The following is a 26,099-nucleotide window of genomic DNA, read 5'->3' on the forward strand; positions in this document are numbered from 1 at the left end:
GTGTGCCATGAGTTTGCTCGCTACCTGCATTGACCTATCCGCAATCGCACACAACATGCGCACGGTCAAGGCGGCCGCGGGCGGCGCGCGCGTCATGTGCGTGGTAAAGGCCGACGCGTATAACCACGGGGCACGCGAGGTCGTCCCGGTCCTCGACCGGCACGGTGCCGATGCTTTCGGGGTTGCCACGTTTGCCGAGGCCCGTGCAGTGCGGGCCGTCACCGACAAGCCGGTGCTGGCGTGGCTGTGGGCCCCAGGCCAGGACATCCCCGAAGGCATTGACGTGGCTGTTCCCAGCCTCGGTCACATGGCATCGCTTATCGACGCCACCCGCACCTGCCCCGCCTTCAACCCGCAGGTGTGCCTCAAGCTGGATACGGGAATGAACCGCGGTGGAATCGACGAGGAGGAGTGGAGTGAGGCGTTTTCTCTCGCGGCGCGCGCGGGCCTCAGGGTCACGGGCGTGATGAGCCACCTGGCCTGCGCCGATGAGCCCAGCAACCCCAGCAACGACGTGCAGGCTGAAACGTTCCGCCGCGCGATTGCCCTCGCGCGCAGCCACGGGCTCGACGTCTCGTGCAACCACCTAGCCAATTCCCCGGCCACGATGTCCCGGCCGGATCTGGTGTTTGACCAGGTGCGAGCGGGCCTCGCTCTCTACGGGCTCGACCCCCTCGGCGCGGACGTTCGCGACGGACTGCGGCCAGCGATGCGCTGGGTGGCCACCGTGCTGTCGGTCAAGCGTGTGGCGGCCGGGGAGGGTGTGAGTTACGGGCTGACGTGGCGCGCCCCGTCTGACGGGTACACGGCGGTCGTCTCAGCCGGGTACGCCGACGGTGTTCACCGAGCGTGGCAGGGTTGCCTCGAAGTGGGGATCGGAGGCGACCTTTACCCACAGGTGGGGCGGGTGTGCATGGATCAGATTGTCGTCTGGCTCGCGGACAACCCGGCTGGGGTTGTGGCGGGGGACCAGGCCGTACTGTTCGGGGCGGGGGGACTCGGCGCCACGGAGCTTGCGCGCCGGGCCGGCACCATTAGCTACGAGGTCGTCTGCTCCCCCGGCGGGCGGACGGAACGGACGTACCAGGGAGAGGACCGCCAGTGAAAGAAACGTTTGCTGCACGTGGAACGCGGGTCTGCGAAACGGCCCAGGACACGAAGCGCCTTGGCGCCGAGCTTGGGCAGGCGCTCGAGGCGGGGGACCTCGTCATCCTGCGCGGGCCGCTAGGTGCGGGCAAAACCACTATCACCCAGGGCATCGCCGAGGGCATGGGGGTAACCGGGCGCGTGACCAGCCCGACCTTCGTAATTGCACGCGTACACACGTCCCGTGGGTCCGGTCCCGCCCTGATCCACGTTGACGCGTACCGGCTGATCGGGGAGGGGTCGTCGGGCGACCCCATGGGAGAATTGGATGCACTGGACCTCGATACCGACCTGGCGGACGCAGCCGTCGTCGCCGAATGGGGCGAGGGGTTCGTCGAGCAGCTCGCGGACACCTATCTTTTGCTCACCCTTGACCGCGAGACGGAGGCGCGGGTCGTGTCTTGGGAGGTGGTCAGTCCGTGTCCGGAGGGCGATGTAGGGTAGAAAACTATGTTGAAGCTCACCACAACGCAGCGTAACTGGGTTGTCCTCGCACTCGGCGCCTGGCTGCTCCTCCTCGTGTCGATGGCGCTGGTCGCCGCGTCAAAGCCCGCGGCGACGGCGGCCCCGTCCTACACCAACTCCCTGCAGCAGAGCCTCGCGGCCATGGAGCCGGCTGAGGGAGACGCGGTGGTGAGCCAGATGGTTGACCCGTCGCGGGTGTACGACGACAACTACGCCGGGTACATCACGCTGTGCCCAGACGAGCCCGCCTCGCTCATCCAGGACAAGATCGATCAGCTTGGTATCAACGAGGCGGATGTCAACCTCTCGGGCAAGTACGGCTACGTCGTTCTCCTCCCGTCCGAGGGCGAGCAGGTCTCGCTGGACAAGGTTGACCTTCGCGCGGTGAATGTTTGCACGATGACGATGGATCAGGCCTACGCGATCAACGCCCCGCTGCCCTTCTACCAGGACAACGGGACCTGGACGCTCGGAGCGAACTCGCAGTGATTGCGCTAGCCCTCGACACCGCGACAACGGACCTCGTGGCGGGTGTCGTGGATGTGGGGGAAGAAGGAGCGGTAACGCTCGCGGAGTCAGTGACCCCCACCAGGTCGCACAACGAGCTGCTCGTGCCCGCGGTCTCTCGGATCCTCGGGGAGGCGAACGTGGCGTTCCCCGACCTCGACGCCATCGTCGTCGGTTGCGGGCCCGGCCCTTTCACGGGACTGCGCGTGGGCATGGCCACCGCCTCCGCTTTCGGCCAGGCCCTAGGACTCCCCGTGCACGGCGTTGCAACCCATGACGCCGTGGCATCGCTTGTCGACGCGCGCCGCACCCTCGTCATCACCGACGCCCGCCGCCGTGAGGTGTACTGGGCGCGTTACGAGTCGGGTCGTCGCGTCGCCGGCCCCGACGTATGCGCTCCGGCGCTGCTCGCGGCCCAGGGGCCCGTTGATCTCGTGAGCGTCCCGGAACACCTCGTAGACGATGTCCCGGCAGAGGCGCAGCGCATCACCTACGTCGCGCCCCGCGCCGCGGGCCTCGTGGCGGTTGCGGATTTCTCCTCCGAGCCCGGCCCGCTTGTCCCTCTCTACCTGCGGCGGCCGGATGCGGTGGAGCCGAAGCTCGGCCCCCCGTCGCCGGCGCTGCCCGTTCAGAGGGCGGAGCAATGAAGCTGCGCGAGCTGAGGATCGCAGACGCGACGCGCGTCGCCGAGATCGAAGCGGTGCTCTTCGCCGGCGACAGCCCGTGGCCACGCACAGTCTTTGCCGCTGAGCTCGCCCAGCCGTACACCTTCTACGTTGGCGCATTCACGGGCGAAGATGACGATGAGCTCATCGGTTACGCCGGGGTGGCGAAGCTCGGCCCCCGCGACGACCCCGAGTTCGAGGTGCACACAATCGGGGTGGACCCGAGCCACCAGGGGAAAGGAGTGGGAAGGATCCTCATGGACCAGCTGGTTCACGCGGCGGATCAGTACGATGCTCCCATGTTCCTCGAGGTCCGCACGGACAACATCCCCGCGCGGCGGATGTACGAGAGTTACGGTTTTTTCACCCTGGCCACGCGGAAGAACTACTACCAGCCATCGGGGGCCGACGCGTTTTCGATGATGAGACACAGGGCGAGCGAAAGGGCGACGTCGTGATTGTTGTGGGGATCGAGTCCTCCTGCGATGAAACAGGGGTCGGCGTGGTGGGGCTCCACCCCGATGGGTCCATGGAGGTCCTCGGAGACGCGGTGGCGTCGTCAATGCAGCTCCACGCGAGGTTCGGTGGGGTCGTGCCGGAGATTGCCTCGCGCGCCCACCTGGAGGCGATGCCCCAGGTCATGGCGGAAGCCCTGCGCCAGGCGGGCGTCGAAAAGCCGGACGCCGTGGCCGCGACCGTGGGACCTGGGCTCGCCGGTGCGCTGCTGGTCGGGGCATCAGCCGCGAAGGCCTATGCGGCAGCCTGGGGGGTCGACTTTTACGGGGTTAACCACCTGGGTGGTCACGTGGCCGTCGCCAACTTGGATGGCGCGGGAACGCTGCCGCATTCGGTAGCGCTGCTTGTCTCGGGCGGGCACACCCAGCTGTTGGAGGTCGCTGCCGTCGGCAAGCCAATGCGGGAGCTTGGCTCGACGCTTGACGACGCCGCCGGCGAAGCCTACGACAAGGTAGCGCGGTTGCTTCGCCTGGGTTACCCAGGCGGGCCCGTCATCGACCGGCTCGCGGCGGAGGGGGACAAGAACGCGATTCATTTCCCGCGCGCCTTGAGCCGAGCCGAGGACCTGAGGGGCCCCCACCGCTACGACTTTTCGTTCTCCGGCCTCAAGACCGCGGTGGCACGGTACGTCGAAGCCGCGGAGCGAGAGGGGCGCGTCATTTCGGTGGAAGACGTATGCGCGTCATTCCAGGAGGCCGTCTGCGACGTCCTCACTGCGAAGGCAGTGATGGCCTGCGAGGACACGGGGGCGCGGACTCTCCTTATTGGCGGGGGAGTGGCGGCCAACACGAGGCTGCGGGACGTGGCCGGCCAGCGGTGTGCGGCGCGTGGGATCGAGCTGCGGGTCCCGCGGTTCGGCCTCTGTACCGACAACGGGGTGATGATCGCGGCGCTCGCTGCGCAGCTGATTCATGAGGGAGGGCGGCCGAGCGACTTTTCCGTCGCCACGGACTCGTCGTTGGACGTGGCAGTGCCCCTGGTGTGAGCCGCGCGTTCGCGCTGACGAGCGGGCGTAGTCCGTGTAGCGTACCGGGCAGAATCCCTACTCACGGAAAGGTTGCGGTCAACCATGAGCGACGAGCCACACCACACCCCGATTGTCACGATTGATCCTGAGCAGGCGGACCGGGAGCGTTTCGGCTTCTTGGTTAACCCCGACCTGACCTACCGACGCATTGTGTTCGATCTTGAAACCGCCCACCGCTTCCTCGGCGGTCTTACCGACGACTTTGTGGAGGTCGCTTTCGTGCAGCAGGGTTCGCGTTTCCACGCCATCTTCAACCCCGCCGCGGGCCAGCAGGGGGCGGAGCCTAACCCCGTCGCCTCCCTCGCGCGGAACACCGCGGCCACGGACAACCCCAACTTTCTCACGGACCCGTCGCGCGCCATCCTGGGCCCCGTCATCTTCGCCTCTAAGGAGGGAAAGAGCGTGGATGAGGCCACGATCGAGTCCGTCGAGCAGGCCATCCGCGCCGTCCGGAACTACCGGTTGGACAACGCGGAGGAGTACGAGCTGTGGCGAAATGCCGTGCTCAACAGGGTTGCCGAGAGCTAGCTTCACGCCTCTGGGTTGAGGTTGTCACCTAGCACTCACGAGGGTAGAGTGCTAACAGGTTGTTTCGAGGACAGTTGTTCACCCGCGACGACGGCTGGGCCCGCAAAGAACCGCTGGAAACAGACAATTTTCAACTCACCAGGAAAGGTCGTTGATCATGGCAAACGTCAACATCAAGCCACTCGAAGACAAGGTCCTCGTCCAGATCGCCGAGGCTGAGACCACCACTGCGTCCGGCCTGGTCATCCCCGATTCGGCCGCTGAGAAGCCGCAGGAAGCCGTCGTCATCGCCGTGGGCCCGGGTCGCTTGGACGACAACGGCAACCGCGTAGCCGTCGACGTGAAGGAGGGCGACACCGTCGTCTTCTCCAAGTACGGCGGAACCGAGCTGAAGTACAACGGGGAGGAGTACCTTCTCCTGTCCGCTCGCGACCTGCTGGCCGTCGTCGAAAAGTAAGAGTGAGGGCGTAGCCACACATGGCAAAACTAATTGCTTTTGACCAGGAGGCCCGCGAGGGCATCCAGCGCGGTGTAGACATCCTCGCCGACGCCGTGAAGGTCACGCTCGGCCCAAGGGGGCGCAACGTCGTCCTGTCTAAGGCCTGGGGCGGGCCGACCGTGACTAACGACGGCGTGACCATCGCTCGGGACATCGACCTTGACGATCCCTTTGAGAACCTCGGTGCCCAGCTGGTCAAGTCCGTCGCGGTGAAGACGAACGACGTGGCCGGTGACGGCACGACGACCGCAACGCTGCTCGCCCAGGCCCTCGTCGCCGAGGGGCTGCGCAACGTCGCCGCCGGTGCGAACCCGATCGAGCTGAACAAGGGCATCCTCGCCGCGGCCGAAAAGGCTGTTGAGGAGCTCAAGCGGCGCGCCACCGACGTGTCCTCCTCCGCGGAGATCGCCAATGTGGCCACCGTCTCCTCCCGCGACGCGGAGATCGGGGAGATGGTCGCTGGGGCGATGGACAAGGTGGGCAAGGACGGTGTCCTCACGGTCGAGGAATCCCAGTCCATGGAGTCCTACATCGACCTGACCGAGGGCATTTCCTTTGATAAGGGCTTTTTGTCTCCCTACTTCATGACGGATCCCGACGCCGGCCAAGCGGTGCTCGAGGGCGCGCGCGTCCTCCTCGTCCGCAACAAGGTGTCCTCGCTGCCCGACTTCCTGCCGCTGCTGGAGCAGGTGGCCAACGAGTCCGTGCCGCTGCTCATCGTCGCGGAGGACGTCGACGGGGAGCCGCTGCAGACCCTGGTGGTCAACACCATCCGCAAGACGCTCAAGGTCGTCGCCGTGAAGTCGCCGTACTTCGGCGAGCGCCGCAAGGCCTTCATGGACGACCTGGCAGTGGTCACGAACGCGACGGTCATCGACCCTGAGGTTGGCATCAACCTCAAGGACGTGACCCTGGACCAGCTGGGTTCGGCACGGCGCGTGACCGTCAATAAGGATGAAACGGTCATCGTCGACGGCGCGGGCACCGCAGAGGCCGTTGAGGAACGCCGCCAGCAGATCCGCCGCGAAATCGAGTCGACGGATTCGACGTGGGACAAGGAGAAGGCTGAGGAACGCCTCGCCAAGCTCTCCGGTGGTGTCGCCGTCCTGCGCGTCGGCGCTGCGACGGAGACGGAGCTCAACGAGCGCAAGCTGCGCGTCGAAGATGCAATCAACGCGGCCCGCGCCGCGGCCCAGGAGGGCATCATCGCGGGCGGTGGGTCCGCTCTCGTGCAGATCTCCAAGGAGCTCGAGGCCTTTGCCGACGACTTCGAGGGCGAGCAGAAGACCGGGGTACTCGCGGTCTCGCGCGCGCTGACAAAGCCCGCGTACTGGATTGCGGAAAACGCGGGTCTGGACGGCGCGGTTGTCGTCGCTAAGATTGCCGAGCTCGGCAACGGTGCAGGCTTCAACGCCGCCACCTTGGACTACGGCAACCTGGTGGAGCAGGGCATCATCGACCCGGTCAAGGTCACCCACTCCGCAGTGGTCAACGCCGCGTCCGTCGCGCGGATGATCCTCACCACCGAGGCATCCGTGGTGACCAAGTCCGCTGAGGACAACGAGGCCGGTCACGCGCACTAGCGGGTCTTACTTGGAGGAGACCGCGGCGACCTTCATGCCGCCGCGGGATCCGCCGCGCAACACCGCCTGGCGCTCGGATTCACTCATCCCGCCCCAGATGCCGTAGGGCTCGGCGACCTTCAGCGCGTGGTCCCGGCACTGGGAGAGAACGGGGCAGGTGTAGCAGATCGCCTTCGCGCGGTTCTCGCGCTGAGTCCGCGCCCGCCCGCGCTCCCCGTCTGGGTGGTAAAAGATTTCTGAGGCTTCGCCGCGGCACGCGCCGAGCAACTGCCAGTCCCAAAAGTCGGCGTTGGGGCCAGGGAGCTGGTGGGGCTGAGACATGAAAGGAATCTCCTTAGTCACGTTTTATCCTGTGCTGGTGCGGCGCACCGCTTTGGGATATTCGTCCGCCCGGGTTAACGGCGCGTGGCGCGCCGGTAACGCACAGTTTGAACTGGCGCCCACATTCTCAAAATCCGTGTGATTACCTGGGTGTTTGATTAAGGTTAAAGGTGGGTGAATTTCTCGATAGCCCGATCTCAATGCCCGGGTGGAAGCCGGTTGCGTAATATCAGTTGAGATGCGCAGTTGTGGCAACTGCACGGAGCGACGTTGAGGAAAGGGGGGGTCCGCGCCCGTGAACCCCCCCGTGAACCCTTCGGAGCTCAATGCCCAACTCTCCCGTTTAGTCCCGCGCGCTGTCGTTGGCGATAAGCGCGCCTTAGGCCAGGTGATGCGCCTTATTCATCCACCTGTGTTGCGCTACACCCGCGCGCGGATCGGGGGCGGGAAGACACCGACGGCGGAGGACGTCGCCCAGGAGGTGTGCCTCGCCGTCGCCTCGTCTATTTCCAAGTACGAGGACAAGGGCCGGCCGTTCATGGCGTTCGTCTACGGCATTGCGTTTAACAAAGTCGCTGATGCCCACCGCTTCATGGCACGCGACCGTCTCAACCCCACGGAGTCCGTGCCCGACCAAGAGTCTCACGAAGGGACACCCGAGGATCACGCCCTTGTTGGCGACGGTGGTAACAGAGTTCGCGAGTTGCTCGATTTACTCAGTGAAAAGGCTCGCAACATCCTCGTCCTGCGCGTTTTTGTCGGTCTGAGCGCGGAAGAAACAGCGGAGGTTGTGGGCGGCACGGCCGGGGCGGTTCGCGTCGCCCAGCACCGAGCACTGACAACCTTGAGAAAAGCTATCGAAGAAGGGGACCACCTATGAAGCGTCGGTCGGGCGGCCACAACGTGTCCGAACACCTGCGTCCCCTCGTGGACGACGACAAGTTCCTCACCGCGATCTCGCGCGGAACGGATCCCACGGACGGGGCGGACCCGCTCGCGGGATTGCTGCTTGGGCTGCGCGATGACGTCGAGAAGCCGATGCCCGACGCTCCCTCGTTCGGCGAGGGCGATGACCGTCGCGGGGTCAACCCGTGGCTGGCTGGTGTCATTGGCGCCGCTGCAGCCAGCGTGGCCGTCGTGGGGACGGGGGCGGCGCTCTACACAGCCACACCCGGTAGCCCGCTGTGGGGCCCCGCTTCGGCCGTCTTTGGCGATCGGGCAGCGGCCGTGGAACTGGCCAGCACCTTGGACCAGCTGGAGGTCGCGAGTGATTCCGGAGACACAGCCGCGGCTCGGGGCCTGCTCAGCCAAGCGAAGGTGCTCGTGGACGGCATCCACCCCGGCGGAAGCTCCACGAAAGCGCCCAAATCCGCCCCCGGAACGACCGTGCACGGGGCAACTGAGACGGAGACGGGCACTGCCACGGTGACCGTCTCGCTCGCTCCGTCGCCGAGCTCAGCCCCGCCCGCGGAGCCCTCGGCTGCCACCGCCACAGTGACGGTCACCCACACCGTCACAGCACAGCCGGAAACCGGCGAGCCTCAGCCCACTCAACCCGGCCCTTCCGAGCCCATCCAGGCCTCAACGACCGCGCCGACGACGACGATTATGCTGGGCGGGCCCGCACATTAACCGTCAGCGGGCGTCGAGCCCGTCGAGGTAGCCCAGGGCGTAGTCCCAGGGGACGTACGCCTCGACGTTCGGCTGGGCGCTCGGCTCATGGACGGGGGGAAGCTCCCCGCGCAGGCTGGCGAGCATGTTCTGCTCCATGATCTCCCAGTTGTAGTAGTGCAGTTGCTCACAATCCTCGCACGTGAAAAACACCCCGAGGATTCCGCGCGGGCTAAGCACCTTGCGGAACTCGCGCACCTGGGCGAGGTCGCGCGTGACGTCGCGGCGCTCCTCCGGCGTGAGCGGTTCGACGACCTCATCGTCCTCGATGAACGACGCGGGGTCGTTCGGGTCGTCCGCGAACGGGTCGAGGGGCATCATGTCGTCGTAATTCACGCTCACCAAGCCTATTTGCCCTCTGGGGCAGGAGCAATTCCCTTTCTCAGTGCGCGTTATATTATGGCCGAAGCGCTTAGAACACTAAGGGTTGCGTTGCGGGAAGGAGTTGCGTCGAGGTGGCCACTGAACGAGTTGTAACGGGTGGGGATGACCCCGAAAAGATCGCCCTCCGTGGGTTGACCTTCGACGATGTGCTCCTCCTGCCCGCCGAATCCCACATCGTGCCGGGCGAGGTTGACACGTCTTCCCAGTTCACTCGCAACATTCGCCTCGGCATTCCCATTGCCTCGGCAGCGATGGATACGGTCACGGAGTCGCGGATGGCTATTGCCATGGCGCGCCAGGGCGGGATCGGCGTGCTCCACCGCAACCTCAGCGCCGAAGATCAGGCGCAGCACGTCGACGTTGTGAAGCGGTCGGAGTCCGGGATGATCTCGAACCCGGTGACCGCTTCGCCGGAGATGACGCTTGCGGATGTCGACGCGCTGTGCGCTCGCTTCCGCATCTCGGGCCTGCCTGTCGTGTCGGAGGACGGCACGCTCGTAGGCATCATCACCAACCGTGACATGCGGTTTGAGCCCGATTTCACTCGGCCGGTCTCCGAGGTGATGACGGCCATGCCGCTCGTCGTGGCCGAAGACGGCGTGTCGAAGCAGGAGGCGCTGAGCCTGCTCAGCGCGAACAAGGTGGAGAAGCTGCCCATCGTCGATGCGTCCGGGAAGCTCTCCGGCCTCATCACCGTAAAGGACTTTGTGAAGAGCGAGCAGTACCCGAACGCGTCGAAAGACTCGCAGGGCCGCCTCCTCGTGGCTGCGGGTGTCGGGACGGGCGAGGATTCGTACCAGCGCGCCGGCCTGCTCGTGGAGGCGGGTGTCGACGCGCTTGTGGTCGATTCAGCGCACGCGCACAACAACCGCGTGTTGGAGATGGTGTCCCGCGTCAAGAAAGACTTTGGCGACCGCGTCGACGTGATTGGCGGAAACTTGGCGACTCGGGAGGCAGCGGCCGCGATGGTCGAGGCCGGCGCAGATGCCATCAAGGTGGGCATCGGGCCCGGTTCGATCTGTACAACCCGCGTTGTCGCCGGTGTGGGCGCCCCCCAAATTACGGCGATCTTGGAGGCATCCGTTCCGGCGGCCCGCGCGGGTGTTCCAGTGATCGCGGACGGTGGCATGCAGCACTCGGGTGACGTCGCCAAGGCTCTTGCCGCGGGCGCGTCGACGGTTATGCTCGGCTCGATGCTGGCTGGCACCCGCGAGGCGCCGGGGGACATCGTCGTGGTGGGCGGCAAGCAGTACAAGCGCTACCGCGGGATGGGTTCGATGGGCGCGATGCAGGGCCGCGGCCTGACGGGGGAGAAGCGCTCCTATTCCAAGGACCGGTACTTCCAGGCCGATGTCACCAGCGAAGACAAGTTGGTGCCCGAGGGCATCGAGGGTCGCGTGCCCTACCGCGGTGAGCTAGATGCCATCACTCACCAGATCGTTGGCGGGCTGCGCGCGGCGATGGGTTACACGGGGTCGGCGTCGATCGACGAGCTGAAGACGAAGCAGTTCGTGCAGATCACCAGCGCCGGCCTGCGAGAGTCTCACCCGCACGACATCACCCAGACCGTCGAAGCGCCAAACTACCGCAGCTAAAGGGGCACCGATGCGCGAATACTCAGAAATCGGGATCGGCAGGGAAGCCCGCCGGGCGTATGCTCTTGACGACATCACGGTCGTGCCTTCGCGGCGCACCCGTTCCTCGGCGGACGTGGACACCCGCTGGAATATCGACGCCTACACGTTCGACATTCCGGTTGTCTCCCACCCGACGGACGCGCTAGCCAGCCCTGAGTTCGCCATTGAAATGGGGCGGCTTGGTGGGCTCGGCGTGCTCAACGCCGAGGGGTTGCTGGCGAGGCACCCGTCCTTCGAGGACGCGGTGGAGACGGTAACCCGGCTCGCACGAAGCGGCGACGATATGGACAGCGTGGGCGACGTTTTCTGTTCCCGCGCCGCCGCCACGAAGGCGCTGCAGGAATTGCACGCGGCCCCGCTTGATGTCGACCTGCTCGCGGAGCGGATCGCGCAGGTCCGCGACTCGGGCGCTACCGTTGGGGTGCGGGTGTCGCCGCAGCACGCTCGCGAGGTCGCGCCCGCTGCCGTCAAGGCCGGGGCGGAGATCCTCTTCATCCAGGGCACCCTCGTTTCTGCCGAGCACGTGCAGCGAGGCGGGGAGCCGCTGAACCTCAAGGAGTTCATTGGCACCTTGGAGGTTCCGGTGGTCGTCGGCGGCGTGTACGACTACACCACCGCGACGCACCTCATGCGCTCCGGTGCGGTGGGCATTATCGTCGGCTCGGGAACAGCCACTAGCGAGCGCTCGGGTGCGAAAGCCCTCGGGCTCCCCATGGCGACGGCAATTGCCGACGTTGCCGCCGCGCGCCGCGAATACCTCGACGAGACGGGTGGGCGCTACGTCCACATTCTTGCGGACGGCGAGATTCGCTCGAGCGGAGACATTGCAAAGGCGATTGCGTGCGGGGCCGACGCGGTGGTCCTCGGTCGGCCGCTGGCACGTGCCCAGGAGGCTGCGGGGCGCGGGGTGTACTGGGAGTCGGCGGCGGCCCACCCCCGGCACCCGCGGGGCGGTGTGGGCACCGTGGCGTTGCCGGACGAACTGCAGCAGTTGGCGACGATCCTGCAGGGGCCGTCGACGGACCCGACGGGGGCGTTGAACCTGGTTGGGGGGTTGCGGCGGATCATGGCTAAGTGCGGGTACACCGATGTCAAGGCGTTCCAAAAGGTAGGGCTGGCGGTTCGTCGATAGAGGGCTTTCGACTGTCGCCGTGCGGGAGTAGATTCCCTGTGGTGGTTACTCACAGTGACAGACCCTTGCGGCAGGTTCGCCGGGACAATTTTTCCGTCGAGCCGTCTCAAGAACGCACGTACCCCTGGTGGCAGGTGATGTGCCTGTCGGGCGTCGATTACTTCTCCACCCTCGGTTATCAACCCGGTATCGCGGTCCTCGCGGCCGGGGTTCTCGCGCCCTTTGCCACCATGATCCTCATCGCGGTCACGCTCATCGGTGTTGTCCCAGTATACAGCCGAGTAGCGCAGCGCTCGCCCTACGGCATGGGGTCGGTGGCGATGGTGGAGAAGCTGACCCGCGGGTGGCACGGGAAAGTCCTTGTCCTCGTCCTGCTGGGCTTCGCTGCGACGGACTTCATGGTCACCATCACGCTGTCCGCCGCTGATGCCTCCGCCCACCTCCTCGGCTCCGACTCATCCCCCCACCAAATGTTGGTCACCTTGGTGCTGATCGCGGTATTGGCCATCGTCTTCCTCCTCGGTTTCCGAGAGGCGGTCACCGTGGCGGTCGTTCTGGTGGGTGCGTACCTCGCCCTAACCTTCGTCGTCGTTGCCGCGGGCGCCGGGCAGCTCATCGCCCACCCGGGTTATCTGCAGAGCTGGGCCGGCGCCGTTCACGCTCAGAACCCCGACCCACTGGCTATTGCGGCGCTGAGCGCCATCGTCTTCCCCAAGCTCGCCCTCGGTCTGTCCGGTTTCGAAACGGGCGTGTCCGTCATGCCGCTCCTGCGCGCCCCCACCCTCGGCGAGCGAATCCAGAAGGGGCGGCGCCTGCTGTTGACAAGCGCGCTCCTGATGAGCTTCTTCCTGTTCGCCTCGTCGTTCCTCGTCGCTACCCTGATCCCGGCGCAGGAGTTCGCGGCGGGCGGGTCCGCGAACGGACGCGCCCTCGCCTGGATCGCCGACCATTACCTGGGCTCCGGGTTTGGCAACGTCTACGGCTGGGTGACAACGGCCATCCTCTGGTTCGCCGGCGCGTCGGCAATGTCGGGAATGCTCGCGCTCATCCCGAAGTACCTCCCGCGATTTGGCATGGCGCCCGAGTGGGCTCGGCGTTCCCGGCCGATAGTGGTGCTGCTGGCCGCGATCGCGGTGCTGATTACGGTGGCGTTCCGGGCGGACGTCGAAAAGCAATCGGGTGCGTACGCCACGGGCGTGTTGGTAGTCATCCTTTCGGGTGCCGTGGCGGTGACTGTGACGGAGCGGGGCCGCACGGCGCGGCTGTGGTTCGCCGCGATCTCGCTGCTTATGGGCTTGACGCTGCTGGCCAACGTCATCGAGCGCCCGGACGGGTTGCACGTGGCGGGTTTCTTCATCGTCACCATCGTCGCCGTGTCCTTCGCGTCGCGCGCGGCGCGCTCGTACCAGCTGCGCGAAAACGGCGTCACCTTTGACGAGGAGGCACTGTCGCTTCTCGACGTCCCCGGGGCCGTCCTCCACCTCATGCCCGCCGCGCCCTGCCACGATATTTCCACCAAGGAGGAGCGTGTTCGGCGCCGCCACCACCTCGATGAGAGCGTGCGCGTCGTGGCCCTGGAGATTTCGGTGCGGGACCCGAGTGCCTTCGAGGAGCCCTACGATGTCGTGGGCGATGGCGGCGTCTTGCGGGTGCACGCCGCCTCTATCGCCAACGCGGTCGCCGTGATCTCGCTTGAGATTCAGCGCTTAACCGGCAAGCACGTGGAGGTCTACTTCGAATGGGCGCCTGAGGGGCCGCTTAAGGCGGCGCTGGGGACCGTCTTCCTCGGCCGGGGCCAGGTGGCCACCGTGACGCACGAAATCTTGCGTTCGGTGGGTGAGGATGTGCCCGACATTCACGTAGCCTGACGTCGGCTAGGATACAGGGGGTGATGACACCGCATCCCCGTCCCGTTCTAGTTGTCGACTTCGGCGCTCAGTACGCCCAGCTCATCGCCCGCCGGGTGCGCGAGGCCCGCGTGTACTCGGAGGTAGTCCCCTCGACGGTGACTGCTGCGGACGTGCGCGCCAAAGACCCTGTCGCGCTTGTCCTATCCGGCGGGCCCTCGTCCGTCTACGAGGAGGGCGCCCCGAGCCTGGACCCGGAGATTTTTGAGCTCGGCCTTCCTATCTTCGGGATCTGCTACGGCTTCCAGCTCATGACGCAAGCGCTGGGCGGGAAGGTCGCGCACACCGGTGCCCGCGAGTACGGGCGTACGACGATGTTGACCAGCGAAGGGGCCCTGCATGCGGGCTTGCCCACCGAACACCCGGTGTGGATGAGCCACGGTGACTCCGTGACGGAGGCACCCGAGGGCTTTACCGTGACCGCCTCGACGCCGGGGGCTCCCGTCGCCGCTTTCGAATGCCTCGAACGCAAGCTCGCGGGAGTGCAGTACCACCCTGAGGTGCTGCACTCGCCCCATGGACAGCAGGTGCTCACCCGCTTCCTCACCGATATCGCGGGCCTCGAGCGGTCGTGGACGGCCTCTAACATCGCCGACCAGCTGATCGAGCAGGTCCGGGAGCAGGTTGGTGAAGACGGCCGTGCGATCTGCGGGTTGTCCGGTGGAGTGGACTCCGCCGTCGCCGCCGCGCTCGTTCAGCGAGCGATCGGGGACCGGCTGACGTGCGTCTTTGTGGACCACGGCCTGCTGCGCCAGGGGGAGCGCGAGCAGGTGGAAACCGATTTCGTCGCCGCCACCGGTGCGCGTCTGGTCACCGTCGATGAGCGGGAGGCCTTCCTGGATAAGCTGGCGGGCCTGACGGACCCGGAAGCGAAGCGCAAGGCCATCGGCGCGGAGTTCATCCGCTCATTCGAGCGCGCCGTCGCTTCGGTGCTTTCCGACCACCACGTTGACTTCCTCGTGCAGGGCACCTTGTACCCCGACGTCGTGGAATCGGGCGGGGGCACGGGGGCGGCGAACATCAAGAGCCACCACAACGTGGGCGGGCTGCCCGACGACGTCGAGTTCACTCTCGTTGAGCCGCTGCGTTCGCTGTTCAAGGACGAGGTCCGCGCCGTCGGGCGCGAACTGGGCCTGCCCGAAGTCATTGTGAACCGCCAGCCTTTCCCGGGCCCGGGCCTGGGCATTCGTATTATTGGCGAGGTGACGGCCCAGCGCCTGGAGACTTTACGCGTTGCCGACGCGATCGCCCGCGAGGAGCTCACTCGAGCCGGCCTCGACCAGGAGATCTGGCAGTGCCCGGTGGTCCTGTTGGCCGACGTACGCTCCGTCGGCGTGCAGGGCGACGGGCGCACGTACGGCCACCCGATCGTCCTGCGCCCGGTTGCGTCCGAGGACGCGATGACGGCGGATTGGGTGCGGTTGCCGTACGAGGTGCTGGAAACCATCTCCACCCGCATTACAAACGAGGTGGCCGGCGTGAACCGGGTGGTTCTCGACGTCACCTCGAAGCCACCGGCCACCATCGAGTGGGAGTAACTAGCCCGCAACGCGGATGGACCCGATTCCCACCTCGGCTTCGAGGTGGAGCGTGGCCCCGGATGTGTCGTTGTTAAGCACGGCGGGGCACTCCGTTTCGCCGACCCCGGTGTGACATGTCAGCTCGGTGCGCACGTCGGCAGGCGGAACGATGGTCACTTCCCCGATGCCGTGGGTGACGGTGACAGTGCGGTCATCGTCGAGGGGTTCCAAACCAGCCAGGTCTAGACTGACTGACCCCACGCCGGTCTCGTAGGACTCGCGCAGGTTGTCGGTGACGGTGTACGCCTTACTACCGGCCACGTCGCTATCCCGGATAACCAGGCCCGCCGCACCGAGCGCGGTGACGAGGACCGCCGCCCCACCGGCGACGAGGATCCAGGGCACGAGCCTGTTTCGTTTGGGTGCGGGTTCCGGTTCCGCGGGCGGGGGTTCTGGCAGGTCCCACAGCTCCGGGGCGGTGCCCAGCGGGTCCCAGCTGGGCGGGGTCGTTCTCCCGGCGCCCGGGTGTGGGTAACCCACCGGCGTGGTCAGGTGGGACGTATCAACGGGGGGCGCGGTGTCCTCCGGCGCTGCCAGCAACCCCTCTGGCGGGAGCGGCTGCCTCGTATGTAGCAAGTACAGCGCCAGCGCCGCCACAGCGAGGGTGACCAGGGAGGAGAGGGCACCCGCCCCGCCAGCGCCGAAGGTGAGGCTGGGGAAGAAAACGAACAACCCGACCAAGAGCCACCAGCCCGTATCGCGGTCGCGTCTCTCTTCGGCGGAGAGCTTTTCTTTCGGGGTACTGATGCCTGTCCAGGGGGAGGTTGTCATCCCGAACCGCGGCATGATCATCCAGAGCAGGAGGTAGAGGAAGATCCCGCCACCGAAGGACAGGGAGAGGGCGACGAACGCGAGGCGGACGAGGGTGGGGTCAAGTCGGTAGCGGGCGCCGATTCCTTCGCAGACGCCGGCGACCATGGCGTTGCCGCCCTGGCTCTGCGGGAGGCGGGGAGGGCGGGTGCGCCACATGTCTGAAAGAGTGCTGTTGAGGTCCATGGCTTCAGTGTCGCCGCGAGGGCGGTGCTGCACCATCGGGATCCGCCCGGATTTCCAGGTTCAGGGTCTTCCCGGATGGCCCCCAGGGCCGGCGCTGACACAATAGGGGCTATGTCTTCCCCCCTGTATCCGCGGTTACACCGCGTCCGCGGCGGACGCGTCGTCGCCGGAGTGGCAGCAGGCGTGTCTGCCCACCTCGGCGTGGACGTGAAGTGGGTGCGGGTGTTTTTCGCGGCGGCCGCGTTTGTCAGCGGCGTGGGGGTGATCCTCTACGCCGCGCTGTGGATGTTCACCAAGCTGGAAAGCGGCGTCACCGTCGAGAGAGACGTGTGGCCGCGCGCGGCCTACGCGTTGCTCGTGGCGGTGGGGTGCGTTGGTGCAGCGGTGTCGTTATCCCTGGTCAGCGGCGCGGGGGGAGCTTTTACCGGGGTCCTAGGCGTGGTGGCGGTCGGGGCGATAGTGGTGTGGCAGGCCTACGACAGGGGAGTGTCCTCCCGGGGCAGTCGCGCGGCCCTAGGGGTGGGTATTTTCTTGGTGATGGGGGGCGTGCTGGCCATCGCGCTGCTCGGGGACAGAGGGGGCACCGCGGGCACTGTCGTCGCGGTCCTCGCCAGCGTCTTCGGCAGCGGCTTGCTGGTCGTGCCCGTCATTGTGCGGCTGGCCACGTCCTTGCTCGAGGAGCGCCAAGCCAAGGCCGCTGCCGACCAGCGCGCGGAGATCGCCTCCCGGTTGCATGACTCGGTGTTGCAGACCCTCGCGCTCATCCAAAAGCGCGCTGGGAACGCGGAGGAGGTCGCCCGCCTCGCCCGCAGCCAAGAGCGCGAGCTGAGGGCGTGGCTTTTCGACGCCACAGGGTCCGCCAGCCCCGCCCCGACGACGGTTTTTAGCGCCCTCGTCACGGCAGCCGGCGAGGTCGAAGACCTCTACTCGGTAGACATCCGCCCGGTCACCGTCGGCGAGGATTGCCCGTTCACGGATGAGACCGAGCCGCTCGTGCTGGCGGCGCGGGAGGCGATGGCCAACGCGGCAAAGCACGCCGGGGTGGGCCAGGTCGACGTGTACGCGGAACACCTTGGCGGGCAGCTCAGCGTGTTCGTGCGCGACCGCGGCTGCGGGTTTGATCCGCAGACGGTGCCGGACGACCGGCACGGGTTGCGCGACTCGATCTGTTCCCGGATGGAACGGGCGGGCGGCCGCGCGGAGGTGAGAACCCGCCCGGGGGAGGGGACCGAGGTGGAACTCACCCTCGGTTGAGCAGCGAGGCGGCTGTTTTGTCCGTCTCCTGCAAGAAGGAAGGGTCCGTCCCCGGCATCGGCGAGATCGTGGTGTCGGACCACTGGCCACCGGTTGGAATGCCGATGATGTGAAGGCGCGTGTCCAGTGAACCGTCGGGGTGGACGGTGCGCCGCGTCGACGGGTCGGTCTCCGGCGCCGGGGTGGGCGCGCCGTCGGGTGCGAAGGGGCGAACGCGGCCGGCTTCGATAATGGAGCGGAAGAGGGGGTCGGCGGGACGGCGGATATCCGGGGCGGGAAGGAAGGCGTCGGCAAGCGTGGGCGCACTGGCGCTGCGACTGCCGCTGGTGATGGTGTAGCCCTCCTCGCTCCTGGCCAGTGCCGGGAGGGGACCGAGGAACGTGACGAGGCCGGCGTCGACGAGAGCGAGGAGCTCCTGGGTGCGGAACAGCGGGGGGCCCGAGCCGACCATCTGGCCGAAGTTCATGAACGCGGGCAGCGCGCGGTCTGAGGATGGGCAACGGCCGTTCTCGGCAGCGTAGGACGCGGGGCGGCGGGCCACCGAGATGACCCACAGCCCCGCCTTGACGGGCGAGTTCCGGGCGGCGACCGCCTCGGCGATGTCACGCTCCATCTTGGTGCCAATCAGGCCGGTGAGCTCGTCGATGCTCAGGCTTTCAGTGCCGGCGAGGGGGTTGATCCACTCATTGAGGTCGAAGGGCTGCGAGCTCATCCCGCTGAGGTGGGCAGTGAGCGCCGCGGGCACCGCGCTGAAGTCCCCGCACAGGTCGGCGGAGTCGATTGCCTTCAGGATGTCCTCCAGGCTGGCGTTGAGGGACTCAGGGCGGACGCGGGCGAGAGTGGTGTAGTACTCGGCGTAGGAGTCGCGCACGATAGCGGGCCAGAACACCTCACCGAAGCGCGCGGAACCTGACTCCACTGCCTCACGGGCGACGCTGCGCAGGCGCGGCATGGCGGGCCGCGGGGGGAGGGAGTGGTACTCGGATTTGGGCAGGTAGGGGTATCCGCGTCCGGAGGTGACGAGGAGGCGCGGTTCGCGTCCCGACGCCTCGTAGCGCAACCCCGAGCGGGAGGTGGGCTCAGAAACAAACCGGCCGCCGCGATCGATGGTCACCAGCGCCATGAGGTCGAAAAAGCCCATGCCCAGGCCGCGCACGAGGACGTCGCCACCCGCCGGCAGCGTGTCGACGTCCTGCTCGACTGGGTTGTCGGGGGCCATCCAGGCGGGGCCCCCGACGCGCCTGCCGGCGGGCAGGACCCAGCCGGTGGCCAGCACGGTCGCATCCGCGGTGACGGTGGTGCCGTCGGCCAGGGAGATGACGTCGGCATCGCCCTGGCTGCGCACGCCGGTGGCGCGGGTGGCGTGCTCGACCACGGTGACGGTGTCAGGCAGCTGAGCGAGAGCCACCCGGTAGACCCAGCGCAGGTATTCCCCGTAGAGGGTGCGGGAAGGATTGCTTTCGGGCAGCGTCGCGTCGATCTCCGCTGAGTAAGCGGTGGGGGCGGCGACCGGGTAAGCGTCGAAAAGCGATGCCTTCGGCTTCGAGATCCCCTCGCGCTCGCCGCGGATGAGCTGGATCCACTCGTACATGGTGGGCCCCTCGAGGACGGGGGCGCCGACGGTCGCGCCGGGTTCGGTGAACAGCGTGACAGCGCCGGCCAGGGTGTTCATACACAGCGTTGATGTTTGAGAGGTGTCCCAGACCCGCCCGGCGCCGATCTGGGCGTCGTCGATGAGGTGGAGGGCGATCTGCCTCGGGCCTAATTCGCGGAGGTAGGCAGCGAGGCGCTCGATAACTGAGATGCCGCGCGGACCCATTCCCACGATCGCGATGGTGCTATCGGCTGGCATAACGGTCCTTTCTGTTTAGACAGAATAGTCTACTCTTGGAATACCACTCCGTCTAACTGTGTTATTGTTCGAGAATTCCGCACAACCCGATAGAAGGGAAACCGCAGTGAAGCTATCGCTTCCAGGCTCGATAGGTGCCACACTCGTCGCGGTCGCAACGTTGACGAGTTGCGCGGCGCCCTCGGACGAGGCAAGCTCCTCGAGCGAGGACGAGGTCCTCACCTACCTCGAACCGAACTGGTTCACCACCCTCTATCCGCCAGCTGCGGGTTACTACCCGAACGGTGGCGTGGTCAATCAAATCACGGACCGGTTGCTCTATCAGGACCCCGATACCCTCGAGCTCGAACCGTGGATCGCTACGTCCCTTCCCGAGGTCAACGCCGACGCCACCGAGTTCACCTTCGACATCCGCACCGACGTGACGTACTCCGACGGCACGCCCCTAACGGCGCGCAACGTGGTGGCCAACATCGATCTTTACGGCAAGGGGGACAAGTCGCGCCTGCTCAGCAAGTCTGAGCAAATCAGTAACTACGACTACGGTGAGGTCGTCGACGACGACACCGTCCGCTTCCACTTCACGGCGCCGGCCCCGGGCTTCGCCCAGGCGGTCTCCGTCTACAACGCCGGGTTGCTTTCCGACGCCACCCTCGCGCTGCGCAACGAGGACTACGGCCCCGGCAACGCCGTCAACATCATCGGCTCCGGACCCTTCGTCATCACGGGCGAATCCCTCGGCACCGACCTCACCCTGACCACCCGCGAGGATTACAACTGGGCCCCGCCGTCGCTGGAGCACCAGGGCCGGGCGAGGATCGGCGGGGTGCACGTCACGCTGGCGGCCGAGGAGGCGATGCGCACCGGCGCCGTCATCTCCGGCCAGGCCGACGTCGTGCGCAGCGTCACCGCGCCCGCGGAGCGGCACCTTGCCGACGAGGGCGTGCAGGTGTACTCGCGCGGCACCAATTCGATGAACAACCAGTTGGCGCTGCGTTTCAACCACCCGCTGCTGCAGGACATCAGGACGCGCCAGGCGCTCGCCCACGCCGTGAACCGGGAGGAAATCCTGCGCGTGCTGTTCTCGGACTCCTACCCGCTCGCCACGTCCACGGTCGCGACAACCGGGCTGGGGTACGCGGAGCAGGACCCGCAGGCCTACGCTTTCGACCCCGACCGGGCCCGAGCCCTCCTCGCCGAGGCGGGCTGGACCGCTGGCTCCGACGGCATCATGGAAAAGGACGGCCAGCGCCTTGCGCTGCGCGTCAACATCGCGGGCCCCCAGCCGCGCTCCCGCGAAGTACAGACCATGATTCAGGACCAGCTGCGCGCCGTAGGCATCGCCCTAGAGATTAACTCCGGTGATAACGCGAGCCAGAACGCGGACGCGAAAGACCAGAACAAGATTCAGATCTATCACTCGATGGTGGGCCGGGCCGACTACGACGCAATCAACTCGCTCTACTCCGTCGGGACGCGCGATGTGTTTATCAACCAAGACGCCGAGGGAAACGTGATCGACCAGCACCTCGAGGACCTGCTGCAGCGCGTCGTGTCCACCCCGGATGACGCGGGGCGCGCAGCCGCGACGCGGGATGTGCAGGACTACATCACCCAGCAGGCCTACTCCATTCCCCTGTTCGAGGAACCGCAGGTGTACGCACTGTCCCCGCGCGTGAAGGGATTCCGTACCGAGAGCGTGGCGCGGCCGTCGTTCTATGACGTCTACATCGAAAGCGAGGACAACTGATGTCGCTCATTCTCCGGCGGATCGGACAGGCGCTCATCGTCCTGCTGCTGGCCTACACGCTCGCGTTCTTCCTGCTCTCCGCCCTCCCCTCGGACGGCGTGATGGCCCGCTACGCCGACCCGGCGTTGGGTCTGTCCCAGGCTGAGATTGACGGGATCCGGCAGGAGATGGGCGTCGATAAGCCTCTTGCCGTGCAATTCTTTACCTCGCTGGCGGGCTTTTTCACCGGTAACCTGGGCTACTCGGTCCGGACGGGCACCCCCGTCTCGCAGTTGATCGCCGACGCCCTCCCGCACACCCTCGCGTTGGCGGCGGCCGCGGTAGGCCTGGCGGCCATCGTCGCGCTCGTCACCGCTTACGTGGCGACGCTTCCCGGCCTGCGCCTCGTGCGAGCCTTCTTCCGCGCGCTGCCGTCCTTCCTGGTCTCGCTTCCCGGTTTCTGGGTGGCTATCCTGCTCCTCCAATTCGTCTCCTTCCGCTTGGGCTGGGTCAACGTGATCGACCCGGGTCCGCTAGAAGGCCTCATCCTCCCCGCGCTGACCCTTTCGGTGCCCATGGCCGCCCCGCTCGCGCAGGTGCTGATTCGCTCCATCGACGAGGTCAGGGAGCAGCCCTTTGTGCAGGTGGCGCGCTCGCGCGGGGCGACGGAGACGCGCATCTTCTTCCGGACGGTGCTGCGCAACGCCTCCCTGCCCCCGCTGACGATGGCGGGACTGCTCTTCGGCGAGCTCGTCGGCGGCGCGGTCGTGACGGAGACCGTGTTCGGGCGCACAGGCCTGGGTTCGCTCGTGGTCTCGTCGGTGTCGAACCGTGACACGCCGGTGCTCCTGGGTGTCGTCCTCATCGCCGCGGTCGCTTACGTCCTAATCAACCTCGTCGTGGATCTTCTGTACCCGGTGATCGACGTTCGCCTGCGCGAGCGCTCCCTCACCCCGAACCGATTGGTGGCGGCATGACAACTGCACTTTCAACCCGCGCGCAGGCCAACACGTGGCGTGCTCCCGGCTCCGTTTTGTCCCTGATCGTGCTGGTTGTCGCGCTGTTGTGGGCCGTGTTCCCCGGCGCGTTTGCCCCGCACGATCCCTTCCGCGGCACTGACGTCGCCCTCCTTGCCCCGAGCGCCGAGCACTGGTTCGGCACCGATTCGGTGGGCCGGGACCTGTTCTCCCGCGTGGTGTTCGGTGCGCGCCAATCCCTGCTCGGCGCGCTAGTCGCGGTCGCCGTGGGGCTGGTCGCGGGCACGCTCATCGGGCTCATCGCTGGCAGCGTGCGCGGTGCGGTGGACACCGTGCTCATGCGACTTGTCGACGTCCTTCTTGCGATCCCGGGCATCCTCCTTTCCCTGTCCATCATCATCGTGCTGGGATTCGGGTCCGTTCAGGCTGCCTTTGCGGTCGGCGTGACATCGATCGCCGCCTTCGCCCGCCTCGCCCGGTCTCAGGTGATCACCGTGGCCAATACCGATTTCGTGGAGGCCGCCTACGGCTCCGGCGCGACCCGAGCTGCCGTGCTTGCGCGCCACATCCTGCCGAATTCGCTGACCCCGGTTCTCGCCCTGGCCGCGCTTCAGTTCGGCACCGCGATCCTGCAACTGTCCATTCTCGGCTTCCTGGGCTACGGGGCGCCGCCGCCCACGCCGGAGTGGGGCCTCATCATCGCCGAGGGGCGCGACTTCATGGCCACCGCTTGGTGGATCATCGTCCTTCCGGGCCTGGCCATCGTCGCCACCGTCATGGCCGCCAACCGCCTGTCCCAGAACTTCTCCACGGAGGTGGAAGCGTGACAACGAGCCCTTCTCAGCCGATCCTCAGCGTCGAGGACCTGACCGTGTCGTACGGTGACGTTCTCGCCGTCGACAACGTGAGCTTCACCGTCAACCCGGGGCACATGACCGCGATCGTCGGGGAGTCCGGCTCGGGCAAGACGACCTCGGCGATGGCCGCGATCGGCCTGCTCAGTCCCTCCGCTCGCCTCGAAAGTGGCGCGATCCGTTTCGGCGGAAAGGACATCGTGGGGTCCACTCACGCGCAGTGGCGCTCCCTGCGCGGGGCCCACATTGGGCTCGTCCCGCAGGATCCCAACAACTCCCTCAATCCGCTTGCCACGATCGGGGCTTCGATCGAAGAGGGCATGGAGATCCACGGGATCGGCGATCGGGCGTCGAGAAGAAAGCGCGCCCTTGACCTGCTGGCGGAGGTGGGAATCGACGACCCGGAGCGCCGCTACAACCAGTACCCCCACGAGCTATCGGGCGGTATGAAGCAGCGCGTGCTCATCGCCGCGGCGGTCGCGCTTGAGCCGGACGTTCTGATCGCCGACGAGCCCACCTCGGCCCTCGACGTCACCGTGCAAAAAACCATCCTCGACCTGCTCGACCGGATGCGCACCGAGCTCGGCCTGGGCCTGCTCTTTATCACCCATGACCTCGCGGTGGCGGGCGACCGCGCCGATAACGTGGTGATCATGGAGCACGGCCGCGTCGTGGAGTCGGGGTCCGCCGCGACCGTGCTCGCCGCGCCGCGGGAGGAGTACTCGAAGCGCCTTCTTGCCGACGCCCCCTCGCTCGCCGTCGCCAACGCCCACCACCGGCCGCCCACGTCGGAGGAGGTCATCGTCTCGGTCCGCGACCTGAGGAAGGTTTACGGCGACTTCACCGCCGTCGACGGGGTGTCCTTCGACGTGCGGCGCGGTTCGACGCACGCGCTGGTGGGGGAATCGGGGTCGGGAAAGACAACGACGGGTCGCGCAGTGTCTCTCTTTACCGCACCCACCTCGGGGTCCATCACCCTCAACGGGGAGGAAGTCGGCGGCTCACCCGCCCTTCGGCGCCTGCGGGGCACGGTCCAGCTCGTGCACCAGAACCCCTTTTCCTCGCTGGACCCGCGGATGACAGTGGGTGATATTGTGGCGGAGCCGTTGCGGAACCTGGGGCGCCAGTCGCGTCGTGAAGCGCGGGCTCGCGCTGCTGAGTTCCTGCCTCGCGTCTCACTCGACCCCGCGCTCGCACTCCGCCGCCCGGCCCAGCTGTCCGGTGGCCAGCGGCAGCGCGTCGCGATCGCCCGCGCGCTGATCGTGGACCCCGCGATCGTGGTGTTCGACGAGGCCGTCTCCGCGCTCGACGTCACCGTCCAGGCGCAGATCCTCTCCCTACTTGAGAACCTGCAACGCGAACTGGGCCTGACTTACATCTTTATCTCGCACGACCTCGCTGTCGTCCGCCAAATCGCTGACACGGTCAGCGTGCTGAGCCACGGGCACCAGGTTGAATACGGCCGAGCCGAGGAGGTCTTCGATCACCCCCGCAGCGAGGTCACACGCACACTTATCGACGCCATCCCGGGCGCGACCTTCCGCGCCCGCCAGTTAGGAGAGTTCAATGTCTAACATCATCGATTTGCTGTCCGACATCCCCGACGACGTCGCGCGCTTGCGCCGCGCCCGGCCCGACGCCGTGGCGAACGCCGAACTCAGTTTCCAGGCGCTGTTCGAGCCCGCCGAAGAGAAGGACCTGCCGCAGGCGTGGCGCTACGCCGTGGCCACCTTTATCGCCGGGGTGTCCGGTTCCAGCTCTGCCGCTCGCTTCTACCGCGACCTGCTCAGCGACGAGGCGGGCGAGGACCTGATCACTCTTGTCAACGAGGCCATCGCTCGAGGCACGTCGACGGGCCCGTACACAGGCGGTGAATACGTCGTTTTCGACGGGCCGCACGCGGGCTTGTCCGCTGCCCTCGACTTCGCTCACCTGCTCACGTTCCACCCCAAAGACGCCTCACCAGCAGCGATCGGGCACCTGCAACGCGCAGGGTTCAGCGACGACGCCATCGTCTCGCTGGCCCAGCTCATCTCGTTCGTCGCGTTCCAACTGCGCGTCGCTCATGGCCTCCACGTCCTCGCCGGTGGCTCTGCTGCCGCTCCCGCCACTCGCGCCCGCGGCGTCGCAAACCCGGGGTGGGCGCCCGGTCCGCGCACAATTCTTCCCGACGTCGTATCGCCCACCCACTTTGTCAACCATTCCCTCGGGTGGAAGCCCTGGGTGGCAGACCTACCCAAGGAGCAGTTCACCCCCGCGCACTACGACGCCTTGGTCGAGCCCTCCCGCATCGATTCGGAGTACTTCCGCCTGCTCGCGCGCGACCCCGCTGCGCTCAAGGCCCGCACGCTGACCGACTTCGATATCTTCTTCAACACCGAGGGCGGGTTGGGGCGCGCCGAGCGCGAGCTCGTCGCCACCGTCGTGTCCCGCCTCAACGGCTGCGAGTACTGCGCGTCGGTGCACCAGGCACGCTCGAAGCAGGAGGGCGGAGACGCCGAGGCCATCGACGGGCTTCTTCGCGACGGTGTGGGCGCCGACCTCGGCACAGACGCATGGAACGCTCTTCGCGACGCCGCGGTCTCCCTCACAGCGACACCCTTCGAGTTCGGGCCGGGGGACGTCGAGAAGTTGCGCGCCGCGGGTTGCGATGAGCTCGCGATTATCGACGTCGTGAACTCCGCGTCCTTCTTTAACTGGGCCAACCGTTTAATGCTGACCCTGGGCCAGCCGGACGTGCCGAAGCGATTTAGGTAACGGGGGCGAAAAAGTCCGCAATGCGGACTTTTTGTGGGGGGGGGGGAGCTCGGAGTCCGCATTGCGGACTTTCTTTTCGAAAATTTATTCGCATTCCCCTCGACCTCGGTTC

25 protein-coding genes are annotated in these 26,099 nt (G+C 66.7%); 21 read left to right on the forward strand and 4 right to left on the reverse strand.

Features of this window, described 5'->3' with window-relative positions; all coding sequences use genetic code 11:
- Window positions 1-7 precede the first annotated feature (7 nt).
- The 9 genes from alr to groL all read left to right on the forward strand — a co-directional run bounded on the left by alr (window position 8) and on the right by groL (window position 6,936).
- On the forward strand, window positions 8-1,105 hold the full coding sequence (alr, locus tag CAPI_RS01710; RefSeq protein WP_018017547.1) for an alanine racemase: 1,098 nt from the start codon (window positions 8-10) through the stop codon (window positions 1,103-1,105).
- The gene (tsaE, locus tag CAPI_RS01715; RefSeq protein ID WP_018017548.1) at window positions 1,102-1,590 is read left to right on the forward strand and encodes a tRNA (adenosine(37)-N6)-threonylcarbamoyltransferase complex ATPase subunit type 1 TsaE; all 489 of its coding nucleotides are present in this window, start codon (window positions 1,102-1,104) and stop codon (window positions 1,588-1,590) included. The genes alr and tsaE overlap by 4 nt, the downstream gene beginning before the upstream one ends.
- A gap of 6 nt (window positions 1,591-1,596) precedes the next feature.
- On the forward strand, window positions 1,597-2,100 hold the full coding sequence (locus tag CAPI_RS01720) for a hypothetical protein (RefSeq protein WP_018017549.1): 504 nt from the start codon (window positions 1,597-1,599) through the stop codon (window positions 2,098-2,100).
- On the forward strand, window positions 2,097-2,765 hold the full coding sequence (gene tsaB, locus CAPI_RS01725) for a tRNA (adenosine(37)-N6)-threonylcarbamoyltransferase complex dimerization subunit type 1 TsaB (protein ID WP_018017550.1): 669 nt from the start codon (window positions 2,097-2,099) through the stop codon (window positions 2,763-2,765). The genes CAPI_RS01720 and tsaB overlap by 4 nt, the downstream gene beginning before the upstream one ends.
- The gene (rimI, locus tag CAPI_RS01730; RefSeq protein ID WP_018017551.1) at window positions 2,762-3,241 is read left to right on the forward strand and encodes a ribosomal protein S18-alanine N-acetyltransferase; all 480 of its coding nucleotides are present in this window, start codon (window positions 2,762-2,764) and stop codon (window positions 3,239-3,241) included. The genes tsaB and rimI overlap by 4 nt, the downstream gene beginning before the upstream one ends.
- Window positions 3,238-4,284 carry a tRNA (adenosine(37)-N6)-threonylcarbamoyltransferase complex transferase subunit TsaD gene (gene tsaD, locus CAPI_RS01735; RefSeq protein WP_018017552.1) on the forward strand — a complete coding sequence of 349 codons (1,047 nt, stop codon included), beginning with the start codon at window positions 3,238-3,240 and terminating at the stop codon, window positions 4,282-4,284. The genes rimI and tsaD overlap by 4 nt, the downstream gene beginning before the upstream one ends.
- 84 nt (window positions 4,285-4,368) lie before the next feature.
- Window positions 4,369-4,854 (forward strand): hypothetical protein, encoded by a 486-nt coding sequence (locus CAPI_RS01740; RefSeq protein ID WP_018017553.1) that lies wholly within the window; start codon window positions 4,369-4,371, stop codon window positions 4,852-4,854.
- A gap of 157 nt (window positions 4,855-5,011) precedes the next feature.
- Window positions 5,012-5,311, forward strand: coding sequence for a co-chaperone GroES (gene groES / locus CAPI_RS01745; protein ID WP_018017554.1), 300 nt, complete (start codon window positions 5,012-5,014; stop codon window positions 5,309-5,311).
- A gap of 20 nt (window positions 5,312-5,331) precedes the next feature.
- Window positions 5,332-6,936, forward strand: coding sequence for a chaperonin GroEL (groL, locus tag CAPI_RS01750; protein WP_018017555.1), 1,605 nt, complete (start codon window positions 5,332-5,334; stop codon window positions 6,934-6,936).
- 6 nt (window positions 6,937-6,942) lie between these two features.
- On the opposite strand, the gene CAPI_RS01755 is transcribed toward groL, so the two are convergent.
- Window positions 6,943-7,257: a WhiB family transcriptional regulator gene (locus tag CAPI_RS01755; RefSeq protein WP_018017556.1), complete on the reverse strand. Its 315-nt coding sequence runs from the start codon at window positions 7,255-7,257 to the stop codon at window positions 6,943-6,945.
- 295 nt (window positions 7,258-7,552) lie between these two features.
- Here CAPI_RS01755 and CAPI_RS01760 point away from each other — a divergent pair, with 295 nt between their 5' ends.
- Window positions 7,553-8,137: a sigma-70 family RNA polymerase sigma factor gene (locus tag CAPI_RS01760; protein ID WP_018017557.1), complete on the forward strand. Its 585-nt coding sequence runs from the start codon at window positions 7,553-7,555 to the stop codon at window positions 8,135-8,137.
- Window positions 8,134-8,889, forward strand: a complete 756-nt coding sequence (locus tag CAPI_RS01765; protein ID WP_018017558.1) for a hypothetical protein — start codon at window positions 8,134-8,136, stop codon at window positions 8,887-8,889. Before CAPI_RS01760 ends, CAPI_RS01765 begins: the two co-directional genes overlap by 4 nt.
- A 3-nt stretch (window positions 8,890-8,892) precedes the next feature.
- Here the strand turns inward: CAPI_RS01765 and CAPI_RS01770 are convergent, their stop codons facing one another.
- Window positions 8,893-9,273: a DUF5319 domain-containing protein gene (locus CAPI_RS01770; protein ID WP_169331510.1), complete on the reverse strand. Its 381-nt coding sequence runs from the start codon at window positions 9,271-9,273 to the stop codon at window positions 8,893-8,895.
- 110 nt (window positions 9,274-9,383) lie between these two features.
- On the opposite strand from CAPI_RS01770, the gene guaB reads away from it, so the two are divergent.
- From guaB to guaA, 4 genes are all read left to right on the forward strand, one after another.
- On the forward strand, window positions 9,384-10,907 hold the full coding sequence (gene guaB / locus CAPI_RS01775) for an IMP dehydrogenase (protein WP_018017560.1): 1,524 nt from the start codon (window positions 9,384-9,386) through the stop codon (window positions 10,905-10,907).
- A gap of 10 nt (window positions 10,908-10,917) precedes the next feature.
- Window positions 10,918-12,081 carry a GuaB3 family IMP dehydrogenase-related protein gene (locus CAPI_RS01780; protein WP_018017561.1) on the forward strand — a complete coding sequence of 388 codons (1,164 nt, stop codon included), beginning with the start codon at window positions 10,918-10,920 and terminating at the stop codon, window positions 12,079-12,081.
- Window positions 12,082-12,218: 137 nt separating this feature from the next.
- The gene (locus CAPI_RS01785; RefSeq protein ID WP_018017562.1) at window positions 12,219-13,949 is read left to right on the forward strand and encodes an APC family permease; all 1,731 of its coding nucleotides are present in this window, start codon (window positions 12,219-12,221) and stop codon (window positions 13,947-13,949) included.
- A gap of 23 nt (window positions 13,950-13,972) precedes the next feature.
- Complete coding sequence (gene guaA, locus CAPI_RS01790; protein ID WP_018017563.1) at window positions 13,973-15,526, forward strand: glutamine-hydrolyzing GMP synthase; 1,554 nt, start codon at window positions 13,973-13,975, stop codon at window positions 15,524-15,526.
- Here the strand turns inward: guaA and CAPI_RS01795 are convergent, their stop codons facing one another.
- Window positions 15,527-16,564, reverse strand: a complete 1,038-nt coding sequence (locus CAPI_RS01795; protein WP_040356767.1) for a PspC domain-containing protein — start codon at window positions 16,562-16,564, stop codon at window positions 15,527-15,529. It lies immediately after the preceding gene.
- A gap of 111 nt (window positions 16,565-16,675) precedes the next feature.
- Here CAPI_RS01795 and CAPI_RS01800 point away from each other — a divergent pair, with 111 nt between their 5' ends.
- Entirely contained in the window at window positions 16,676-17,818 is a 1,143-nt protein-coding gene (locus CAPI_RS01800) for an ATP-binding protein (RefSeq protein ID WP_026157134.1), read from the forward strand.
- On the opposite strand, the gene CAPI_RS01805 is transcribed toward CAPI_RS01800, so the two are convergent.
- Window positions 17,805-19,670: an FAD/NAD(P)-binding protein gene (locus tag CAPI_RS01805; RefSeq protein ID WP_018017566.1), complete on the reverse strand. Its 1,866-nt coding sequence runs from the start codon at window positions 19,668-19,670 to the stop codon at window positions 17,805-17,807. The two genes, CAPI_RS01800 and CAPI_RS01805, sit on opposite strands and share 14 nt — an antisense overlap.
- 106 nt (window positions 19,671-19,776) lie before the next feature.
- Here CAPI_RS01805 and CAPI_RS01810 point away from each other — a divergent pair, with 106 nt between their 5' ends.
- Genes CAPI_RS01810 through CAPI_RS01830 form a run of 5 tightly spaced genes read left to right on the forward strand, consistent with a single transcriptional unit; the run spans window position 19,777 to window position 25,987 of the window.
- Window positions 19,777-21,420 carry a TIGR04028 family ABC transporter substrate-binding protein gene (locus CAPI_RS01810; RefSeq protein WP_018017567.1) on the forward strand — a complete coding sequence of 548 codons (1,644 nt, stop codon included), beginning with the start codon at window positions 19,777-19,779 and terminating at the stop codon, window positions 21,418-21,420.
- The gene (locus CAPI_RS01815; protein WP_018017568.1) at window positions 21,420-22,376 is read left to right on the forward strand and encodes an ABC transporter permease; all 957 of its coding nucleotides are present in this window, start codon (window positions 21,420-21,422) and stop codon (window positions 22,374-22,376) included. Before CAPI_RS01810 ends, CAPI_RS01815 begins: the two co-directional genes overlap by 1 nt.
- Window positions 22,373-23,203 (forward strand): ABC transporter permease, encoded by an 831-nt coding sequence (locus tag CAPI_RS01820; protein ID WP_018017569.1) that lies wholly within the window; start codon window positions 22,373-22,375, stop codon window positions 23,201-23,203. The genes CAPI_RS01815 and CAPI_RS01820 overlap by 4 nt, the downstream gene beginning before the upstream one ends.
- Window positions 23,200-24,804, forward strand: coding sequence for a dipeptide ABC transporter ATP-binding protein (locus CAPI_RS01825; protein ID WP_018017570.1), 1,605 nt, complete (start codon window positions 23,200-23,202; stop codon window positions 24,802-24,804). Before CAPI_RS01820 ends, CAPI_RS01825 begins: the two co-directional genes overlap by 4 nt.
- A complete protein-coding gene (locus CAPI_RS01830; RefSeq protein ID WP_018017571.1) occupies window positions 24,797-25,987 on the forward strand; it encodes an alkylhydroperoxidase domain protein in 1,191 nt (396 codons plus the stop codon). Before CAPI_RS01825 ends, CAPI_RS01830 begins: the two co-directional genes overlap by 8 nt.
- Window positions 25,988-26,099 lie beyond the last annotated feature (112 nt).

It is taken from the genome of Corynebacterium capitovis DSM 44611 (assembly GCF_030440535.1).
GTDB lineage: Bacteria > Actinomycetota > Actinomycetes > Mycobacteriales > Mycobacteriaceae > Corynebacterium > Corynebacterium capitovis.